Source organism: Mycobacterium sp. (assembly GCF_035697385.1).
GTDB lineage: Bacteria > Actinomycetota > Actinomycetes > Mycobacteriales > Mycobacteriaceae > Mycobacterium.
Genome location: NZ_DASSCY010000016.1, coordinates 1 through 8403, shown reverse-complemented (window position 1 = coordinate 8403; position 8403 = coordinate 1). Strand labels below are relative to the sequence as shown.

8 protein-coding genes and 4 tRNA genes are annotated in these 8403 nt (G+C 65.4%); 5 read left to right on the top strand and 7 right to left on the bottom strand.

Translation table 11 applies throughout. The features are described from left to right. A partial coding sequence (locus tag VFH65_RS01565; RefSeq protein ID WP_353319370.1) for a thioester reductase domain-containing protein occupies positions 1–1053 on the top strand: 1053 nt, incomplete at its 5' end. 7 nt (positions 1054–1060) lie between these two features. Here VFH65_RS01565 and VFH65_RS01560 read toward each other — a convergent pair. The 5 genes from VFH65_RS01560 to VFH65_RS01540 form a co-directional block, all read right to left on the bottom strand. Continuing rightward, positions 1061–1639, bottom strand: coding sequence for a class F sortase (locus tag VFH65_RS01560; RefSeq protein WP_353319369.1), 579 nt, complete (start codon positions 1637–1639; stop codon positions 1061–1063). Continuing rightward, entirely contained in the window at positions 1596–2579 is a 984-nt protein-coding gene (locus tag VFH65_RS01555; protein WP_353319368.1) for a hypothetical protein, read from the bottom strand. Before VFH65_RS01555 ends, VFH65_RS01560 begins: the two co-directional genes overlap by 44 nt. Before the next feature lie 722 nt (positions 2580–3301). Further along, positions 3302–3378, bottom strand: a tRNA-Phe gene (locus VFH65_RS01550). A gap of 44 nt (positions 3379–3422) precedes the next feature. Continuing rightward, positions 3423–3499, bottom strand: a tRNA-Asp gene (locus VFH65_RS01545). Positions 3500–3534: 35 nt separating this feature from the next. Further along, positions 3535–3607 (bottom strand) — tRNA-Glu (locus VFH65_RS01540). A gap of 121 nt (positions 3608–3728) precedes the next feature. Here VFH65_RS01540 and VFH65_RS01535 point away from each other — a divergent pair. Together VFH65_RS01535 and VFH65_RS01530 are read left to right on the top strand one after the other, a co-directional pair. Beyond that, positions 3729–3801 (top strand) — tRNA-Lys (locus VFH65_RS01535). Between the two features lie 106 nt (positions 3802–3907). Next, positions 3908–5104 (top strand): RtcB family protein, encoded by a 1197-nt coding sequence (locus VFH65_RS01530; RefSeq protein ID WP_353319367.1) that lies wholly within the window; start codon positions 3908–3910, stop codon positions 5102–5104. Positions 5105–5132: 28 nt separating this feature from the next. Here the strand turns inward: VFH65_RS01530 and VFH65_RS01525 are convergent, their stop codons facing one another. After that, complete coding sequence (locus tag VFH65_RS01525; protein WP_353319366.1) at positions 5133–6299, bottom strand: serine/threonine-protein kinase; 1167 nt, start codon at positions 6297–6299, stop codon at positions 5133–5135. A 199-nt stretch (positions 6300–6498) separates the two neighbouring features. Here VFH65_RS01525 and VFH65_RS01520 point away from each other — a divergent pair, with 199 nt between their 5' ends. Continuing rightward, entirely contained in the window at positions 6499–6843 is a 345-nt protein-coding gene (locus VFH65_RS01520) for a DUF732 domain-containing protein (RefSeq protein ID WP_353319364.1), read from the top strand. Between the two features lie 208 nt (positions 6844–7051). On the opposite strand, the gene VFH65_RS01515 is transcribed toward VFH65_RS01520, so the two are convergent. Further along, a complete protein-coding gene (locus tag VFH65_RS01515; protein ID WP_353319363.1) occupies positions 7052–7918 on the bottom strand; it encodes an SPFH domain-containing protein in 867 nt (288 codons plus the stop codon). A gap of 249 nt (positions 7919–8167) precedes the next feature. Between VFH65_RS01515 and VFH65_RS01510 the strand changes: the two genes are divergently transcribed. Next, the coding region (locus tag VFH65_RS01510; protein WP_353319362.1) for a hypothetical protein at positions 8168–8403 on the top strand (236 nt) is incomplete at its 3' end.

Genomic DNA, 8403 nt, shown 5'->3' with positions numbered 1-8403 from the left:
CTCGAGCAAGCCTTCGACAGCGGGGATCCCGTGCTGCTGAGCCGTTTCCGTGAGTTGGCCGTCGACCACCTGGAGGTGCTCGCCGGCGATATCGGAGAGCCGAACCTCGGCTTGGATTCTCAGACGTGGACCCGGCTGGCGGCCAGCGTGGACCTGGTTGTGCACCCCGCCGCGCTCGTCAACCATGTGCTGCCCTACAACCAGCTGTTCGGCCCCAATGTTGTTGGCACCGCGGAGTTGATCCGGCTGGCGATCACGACGCGGATCAAGCCGATCACCTACCTGTCGACCGTTGCGGTGGCGATGACGGTTGCACCCGACGAGTTCGAAGAGGACGGCGACATCCGCACGATCAGCCCGGTCCGGCAGATCGACGAGTCATACGCCAACGGCTATGCGAACAGCAAGTGGGCCGGCGAGGTGCTGCTGCGTGAGGCGCACGATCTGTGCGGCTTACCGGTGGCAGTGTTCCGTTCCGACATGATCCTTGCCCACAGCCGCTACGGCGGGCAGCTGAATGTGCCCGATATGTTCACGCGGCTGCTGTTCAGCCTTCTCGCAACGGGTATCGCACCGCGGTCCTTCTACCAGACCGACTGCGCATGCCACCGGCCAAGGGCGCACTACGACGGGCTGCCCGTCGACTTCATTGCCGAGGCGATCACCACGATCGGCACGCAGATCACCGACGGGTTTCGCTCGTTCGACGTGATGAACCCGTATGACGACGGCATCTCGCTGGACGTGTTCGTGGACTGGTTGAACCTCGCAGGCAACAAGATCGACCGGATCGATGACTACGACGATTGGCTCGCCCGCTTCGAAACCGCGTTGACCGGCCTCCCGGAAAAGCAACGACAGCAATCGGTCTTGCCCCTGCTGCATGCCTACCGGTCGCCGGAACGGCCGTTGCACGGCGCCGCCGCGCCCACCGAGGTGTTCGACGCCGCGGTGCGGGCATCGAAACTCGGAGACGACGGGGCGATCCCACACATTTCCCCCGCGCTCATCAACAAGTACGTGGCGGACCTGACGCAGCTCGGGCTGCTCTGAGTGATCGTCAGCTGTTGGCTGACGAAACGAGCTTGGCCTGCGCGACGAAGTTCTCGTCCGTCGCCTCTCCCCCCGGACCGAGCAAGCAGGTGACGAGCACCAAGCGTCCTGGGACTTTCTCCATGACTTCTGGTGAGTCCTGGATCTCGCCGAACTTGGCGTAGACCACGGTGCGTTCGACCCGGTACGTCAAGGTGCCGGTCGGCGTGGTGACGATGACGTCACTGTCGAGCGCGAGGTGCTGCAGGTTCTTGAAGACCCCTTGTCCTCCCACGACCGCATGCCCGATGATGAAAACCGTTCCGTCCGAGTCGGTTCCGGGTTTGGCGCGACAACCGACCCAGTAGGCCTCGTCGACCGTCGGCGGGTTGAGCACGGGGCACTCAGAGGCCTTCATCTCGTGCACCGAAGTCGTCAGGCCGAGTGACGGGATGGACAGGCCGGTCGGCAGGGCGCTGGGCACCGCAGGCGTGATCTGACCGGCTACCGAAACCGGCGCCTCTACCGTCGGCTGCGTAGAAGTGCTTGGCGCGCTGGCACTTTCAGCCGCGCAGCCGACCATCCAGAGCGCGATCAGTAGTGCCATGACGCCGATGCCTACCCGCCGGACGCTCCGCATTCCGCCTCCACAAGAGATAGCCACCGCCGACCGACACGATGATCGACGACACCACGATCGGAAGGGCCTGTAGTTGATTGTCGTCCTCGACGCCGGTGAGGAACGTCAAACCTTCGTCGTAGGTAGCGGGCGCAAACACCGCTGGCCCGCCCCCTCCTGCGAGGAATACCGGTGCGCCACCGCCACCGACCAGCGGGGCACCGCCAAGCGGGGGTGCGACCGGAGGCACGACGGGCGGCGAGACGACGCCCGGCGGCGCGGGAGGAACGGCCAAGCCGGGAACATAAGGGCCGCAACCCTTTTTGTTCGTCTTGATGCTGGGAACTCCAGGGAACCCGATCGGCAGTCCCCATCCTTCTTCCTCCTCGTCGGGAGGCGGGGGTGGCGGTGGCGGTGGTTCGACTTCGTGCTCGCAGGTGCATCCACGCCACCAATTGATCAAGTCGGTCCACGGATCTGCGGGGGCCGCGGGATCGGCCGCGGCCAGCACAGCGGCTTCGGAAGCGGCGGCAGCCTCGGCCGGAGCCGGTGCGGGTTCAGCGGGGGCCGCCGACGCAACCGGTTCTGCCGGGGTAGCGGCTTCGACGGGAGCCGCAGTCGGATCGAGCCCGCCCGATCCAGCCGGCGCGGGAGTGCTGGTTCGGCCGTTGCCGAAGATCGACTTCACCAGCGACCCCAGGGCTTCGCCGATCGGATCTGCGGCAGCTGCGGAACCGGGCGCCGGGGTGGTGACCGTTGTGTCAGTGCCGCCGGTCGCGGTCCCGGCGTCTTGAGTCCCGCCCTCTGCGGCCCCGGCTCCGTCGGCCGCACCCTCGTCCGCCATGGCCTGGGGCGGAAAAGTCAGGAAGAGCGCCGCGGTGACGGACACCGCGGCGGCCGCCGAAAGACGATTCGGGACCTTGGCCATCGGTTCCTCCTACAACTGGACTGGGCTGGTGAAGGGGCAGAAGTTTCCTGCGAGGGCTCGTTTTCCGGACTGATCGGACCCAAGTTGCGGTGCTCGGGCGGTCCCCGGAGAGCTCTCGGTGGCGCGGCGGATTTGCGGAGGGGCGGGTTCAGGGGCCTGCGCGGCATGGCGTCGCCATCGCGCGATTGGGTGACAGCGGCCTATGCACCGACTGAAAGTAACACGAATTATCTGGTGCCGCGGAAAATGGCATTTCTTCAATTAGCAAAACAATTGACGTTCGCGTAGTTAATGTGCAGGTCGGTCATACGACAAACGACCTTTCCTGGGTCACGACCGCTGCGGCGCGTCGACGCAAATGTGAACTAGCTGCTGGTCGGGTGATCTATGGACACCGCAAACTATCTAGACTGCCGACGGGATGGCGCAGGTTGGCTGAAGAGGGCGGACATTGGAGACAACAAGCAAATCTGCCAATACGACGCCAGCACCTCTTCGGTTTCGCTGAGAATATCTGCAATCGCCCCGGCGGATTCAATGCCCTTTCGGCGCGTCCGTGAGTCCAGTAGCGCCTGACCCGAGGCACTACCGCGTCCAGTGGAGTGCGTTCCTAGTTGTTTGCTAATAGCAACCGATGCAGAAGACGGTGCCTGAACCGCATGACGGCAGGTATGGGATGTGAGGCTTTGCCAGATCGCAGCGTGGCGATGTGAGTCGAACCGTGGTGGCCAGGGCCGGGATCGAACCGGCGACCTTCCGCTTTTCAGGCGGACGCTCGTACCAACTGAGCTACCTGGCCGGAAGGCACCGGTTTGGTCAAAACCGAAATGCCTCGCCAAACGATGGCGACCCTGACGGGACTTGAACCCGCGACCTCCGCCGTGACAGGGCGGCGCGCTAACCAACTGCGCCACAGGGCCTTACTGTGCGACTCCATCGTACGAGGCGACGCGTGTACCCCCTACGGGATTCGAACCCGCGCTACCGCCTTGAAAGGGCGGCGTCCTAGGCCGCTAGACGAAGGGGGCCAGCCGAATCTCTCCGGGGTACTCGCAACGCCACGACGTTGGGAGCCTCGATAGCTTAGGTTACCGGGACCCCAATCCTCAAACGCACCAGCCTCGGGGACGCAGTATTCTGTTGCATCGCGCCCCTATAGCTCAGTTGGTAGAGCTACGGACTTTTAATCCGCAGGTCCCAGGTTCGAGCCCTGGTGGGGGCACAACCGCCCGTATCGCCGCGAAAATGCGTGGCTGAGGGCCGCCGCGATGTGCGTCAATTGAAGAGCGTCCGGAGAACCGGGCGGCACATCGTATGGGGGACCAATCGTGGAGAAGGTCGACGGCCACAAGCTGCTGAACTTCGCCTCGCATCTCGACGACAACACGATCGAGCAGGCGAAGGACACCGCGTCGATGCCCTTTGTGCATCCGCACGTGGCGCTGATGCCCGATGCGCACAGCGGTAAGGGCTCTGCGGTCGGCACCGTCATCCCGACACTCGACGCCGTCATCCCAGCGGCCGTCGGCGTCGACATCGGGTGCGGCATGATCGCGGCACGCACCGTCTACACCGAGTCGGACCTCGCGGGCCGCGATCTGGCCGCCCTCCGTCTGGCGCTCGAGACGGCGATCCCGTTGTCGCCCGGCAACTACAACGCGGACACGAACCGGTATCCGTTCACGAAGGCACGCATCGAGCTGCTCGAACAGCTCGCGGAACAGAACGCAGTCGACCTCAGCCATTCACCCAAGTGGCGGGTGCAGCTCGGCTCCCTCGGCGGCGGTAACCACTTCATCGAGTTGTGCATCGACGAGCAGCAGCGGGTCTGGATGTTCCTGCACTCGGGCTCGCGTGGCGTCGGCAACAAGATCGCGACCAAGCACATCAAGATCGCTCAGCACCTGATGAAGCAGTGGTGGTGGGCCGACCGACTGCCCAACGCGGATCTGGCGTTCCTGCCCGAGGGCACCAAGGAGTTCGCGACGTACCTGAGGGAATTGACCTGGGCGCAGCGCTTCGCCTTGGAGAACCGCGCCGAAATGATGGATCGCTTCCGCTGCGCACTGGCCGAATGGATGGGTGTCGACCCGGGCACCGCCGCCGAGCTGGAGGTGGAGCGGATCCAGACGCACCACAACTACACGGTCAAGGAACGGCACGGCGGCCGCGACGTGTGGGTGACGCGCAAGGGCGCGGTCGACGCGCACGAGGGCGTCCGCGCGGTGATCCCCGGTTCGATGGGCACCCGCTCATACATCGTGCGCGGCAAGGGGAATCCCGCAGGACTCTGCTCGGCACCGCACGGTGCGGGCCGGCGGTTCTCCCGCACCGAGGCGCGCAGGCGCTTCACGGCCGACGATCTCGCCGAACGGATGCGCGGTATCGAGTACCGGCACGGTGAGGCGTGGATCGACGAGATCCCCGACGCGTACAAAGACATCGACCAGGTCATGGCCGACGCCGCGGATCTGGTCACGGTGGAGCACGTGCTGCGTCAGGTCCTCAACGTGAAGGGCCAGTGACACCTGCGAGCACCCGACAACCGGCAGTTCAATCGCCCTTGGGTTTCTTGCCGTTGCCGTTGCCATTTCCGTTCTCGCCGCGCTTCTTCGGTGGTGGCGGTTCCTCGACGAAATCCGGCGTCGTCGGCGGCGGCGGCGGTGGCAATATCGAGGTCGTCGGCGGCGGGGTCACTGAGGTGCTCGTCGTGACGGGCTGGGGTACGGGCGCTCGCGACGACGAATCGACGATGAACGCTATCGCGGCCACCAACACTGCGATCACCGCCGCCGTCACAAGCAACCAGCGCGACCGGCTCTGGCGTTCCTGCGGCGGCACCAGCATCGTCGAGGGGTCCGGCAGCGGCGACGCCAGCACCCGGGTCGGCGGACGGACCGCCGGGACGGGATCGGCATGGCCGGCCAGCGCCGCCCGCATCGATGCCGCGCTGCCGAAACGCCACTGCGGGTCACGCGCCATCGCCCGCTCGACAACGGCGGCCAGCGCCGGGTCCACATCGGGACGCAGCATTGCCAGCGGCACCGGCTGTTCATCGGCGATGGCGCGGGCCAGTTCGGGCAGGTTCTCCTGCGGGAACGGCCTGCGGCCCGTCAGGGCCTCATAGCCGACGGCACCAAGCGCATAGAGGTCGTCGGCGACGGTCGCGGGTCTGCCTGCAACCCGGTCGGCGCTGAGGTAGGCCATCGTGCCGACGATCTGCCCCGTCATCGTGTGTGGGGTTGCGGCGCTCTTCGCGATCCCGAAGTCGGCGAGCTTGGTGTGGCCCGCATCGGTGAACAAGATGTTGCCCGGCTTGATGTCGCGGTGCAGGATCCCGGCCGCGTGAGCAGCGGCCAGGGCCGACAGGAGGTCGTCGAGAATCGACCGCACCTGCGGCTGCGGCAAGGGCCCGAGATCGATGACGTCGGCCAGCGTGCGCACAGACAACCGCTCCATGACGATGTAGGGCGTTCCGTCGTGATCTCCGCTGTCGTGCACGGCGACGATGTTCGGGTGGTTGAGCCCGGCGGCCGCGCGTGCCTCGATCTCGAAGCGCAGGCGGTTGTCCGGTTGCATGCTGAACACCGGATACAGCAACTTGATCGCGACGGGCCGATCCAGCCGGGTGTCCCAGCCGTCGCGAACCTCGGCCATCCCTCCGCGGCCCAGAACCCCCCGCAGTTCATAGCGGCCGCCAAGAACCTCTGGCGCCTGCACCTCTTTAAAGTAGCCGTCAGCATTGGGCACAAACCAACCGAGGTACCCGGCGGGCACCATCGGTAGAGCTACGGACTTTAGTGCGCAGTGCCAGGTTCGAGCTCGTTTCTGAAGCCGCCGGGACCGAGGTATCACGCAGCGACCAGTTGGGTGCCCTATTGTCATCGACAGCCCCAGCACCAACATCACAGGAGCACCAATGCTGACCCGGCAGTTCCCGAGAGGGGCGTTGATCGCGGCGGCCGCTCTCAGCGTCGCAATCACTTTCGGATACGGGTCGGCGCACGCCACACCCGAGGACGACGCGTTCGTAAGCATCGTCAAGCAGCTCAACATCCCGGTGACCTCACCCGACGACGCAATTCAGGTGGGACGGCAGATCTGCACGGCAATGGACGCGGGGGCGATCGAACCGGCGCCCACGATTCGAGGCGTGATCAGCACCCTCAGGTCGAAAGGGTTCGACAAAGGGCAGTCCGTGGGTCTACTCAGGGGCGCCGTCAGCGTCTATTGCCCGCAGTACACCGCACTCGTCGCGCGCTGACCGCCCCAGGCGAGTCTCCACACCCATCACTCCCAGTCGGACCGCATGAGCTTCCGGACAATCGTCGCGCAGAACACGAAGAAGATCGCTGCGATGCCGCCGAAACCAACGTCAGCGCCATGTTCGTCGTCTCATCTTCGGTACACAGGCCACTCCGGCTGCCGCTACCGCACGCGTAGGGCGGCGTTCAGCCAGAGGCCGCCTTTGGTCATCGCGCCGGCACCGTCGGCACCGCGGTCGTGTTCGGCCAGCACCCCAGCGGGCTGATCCCGGCCTCGCGAGCGGCGTCCAGGCACTTGCTCACCAACACGTTCGGATCGTTGGACACCGACGCCGCAAGGATCTCGTTGGCCCGGGCCTCGGCCTCGGCGGTCTTGGCCCGCTGCTCGGCGATTCGTGTGTTTGCCTTCTCCACGTTCAGGGCGTTGATGCGTTCCTGGGTGGCATCGTCGTAATTCACAAGCGGCACAATCACATTGATGATCTCGATCTGACCGCCGACCTTCGCGCGCAGCTTTTCGGCGACGTCGTCGCCGAGGGCCTGGACATTGGCGCCGTCGGAGTTCTCCGGCGCCAGCGGGTCGAAGTCGGCGAACACCTCGTTCAGCGCGGCCCGCAACTCGCGGGTCACGAGGTTGTCGCGGACATTCTCGAACTCCCGGTAATCCAGATACAGCTCGTCGGCGGCCGCCGGCTGGATGCGCCAGCGCACGCTGTTGTCGACGAAGGCCGTGGAATTGTTGCCCAGCCTCACGGTCGTGGCGTTCTCACCGGTGTGGTTGTCGATCTGGATCGTGCCGTTCATCTCGGTCACCGACTGCCACGGCGCTTTCCAATGCAGGCCGTTGGAGAGCGTGCCACCCGGCCGTCCGAAAGTCGTGACGACGCCGATGTTGCGGGCCGACACGATCGTCGTCGAACCGAGGATGAGCACGAACAGCGTGATCACACCGGCGATGACGGCGATGCGCAGCGAGCGTGTCCTGGCGGCCGGGCTCTTGGCCCCCAGCGTGCTGAGCACGCTCACCACGGTGACGATGAGCAAGATGATCGCGACCCAAACTTGCCACGGCATTTTGGTTAGTCCTTTGCGGTCGGACCGTGAGGCCATTCACGGCGGGAATATTCGCCGAATCGTAGCGGGCTATGCGGCGCTGTCACCCTCGGTCGAGCTACCAGCAGATGAATTGCTCGGCGCCGAATCGTCCGTCGTCTCGCTCATGATCAGGGCGGTCGACGCCTATCGACCGAGCAACTGCGATCACCAACCGATCGTGCCCGACGATTGACCCCGGCGTAGAAAAACAACCATTATCTTGTTGGCATGCTCTACCAGCAGGTTCGACGGCCCTTCTGGCGGCGGCACCCCGTGCTGACCGCCGTCGCGCTGCTCTCGGCGTACTGGTGGCTCTCGAACGGGTGGTACGAGGCGCTCGCCGTCGTCGCGATCGTCGGACTGCTGATCGTCGTGCGCCGCCGCAAGCGAGCGCTCGCACGCCGCGACGCCGGGCTGGCCGCACGCGCTGAACTCGAGCATCGGCTGAGCCTGGCCGGTGACCC